The organism is Nocardia alni (assembly GCF_019038435.1).
In the GTDB taxonomy this organism is placed as follows: Bacteria; Actinomycetota; Actinomycetes; order Mycobacteriales; family Mycobacteriaceae; genus Nocardia; species Nocardia alni.
The window spans coordinates 1-424 of record NZ_JAGPOX010000367.1 but is presented as its reverse complement, the minus strand read 5'-3'; the positions used below and the strand labels follow the sequence as shown (position 1 = coordinate 424).

Sequence of the window (424 nt, the reverse complement as noted above, 5' to 3'; positions counted from 1 at the left end):
GATCGAGGCCGGCGTCTCGCGCACGGTGAGCCCCAGGCGCGAGGCGGATGTGGCCGGCTGTGCCAGGCGCGGGGTTTCGGCGCGTTCGCGCACCTCGACCTGCGGCAGGGAGGCCACCGGGGCATCCTGCGGCGCAACGGACTGCGCCAGCGCGGCGACGGGCGCGGCCCCCAGCAGGAGGGCCCACGCGCGCGGACCGGGAACGGGAGAAAATGGCATGGCGTATTGTCGACGACGCCCGCGCAGGCGCGGGTGGGCAGGCAAGCGTGCAGGCCGCCCGCCGGAGTATCAGGAAAGTGGATGCCCCGCCACGGCGTGCAGGCGGGCGGGTGGCGGCGATGTTAACGCAATCAGGTTGCATTAACAAACCTGCGTACCGAGCCTCACGGCCCGGCCACGACACTGCACACCTGCCGGGCGGCGG

1 protein-coding gene is annotated in these 424 nt (G+C 73.1%); it reads right to left on the bottom strand.

Annotated elements, in window-relative coordinates:
* Window positions 1–219, bottom strand: a 219-nt coding sequence (locus JZ791_RS44360; RefSeq protein WP_216903993.1) for a hypothetical protein, incomplete at its 3' end; no start/stop codon positions are given.
* Window positions 220–424: the final 205 nt, after the last annotated feature.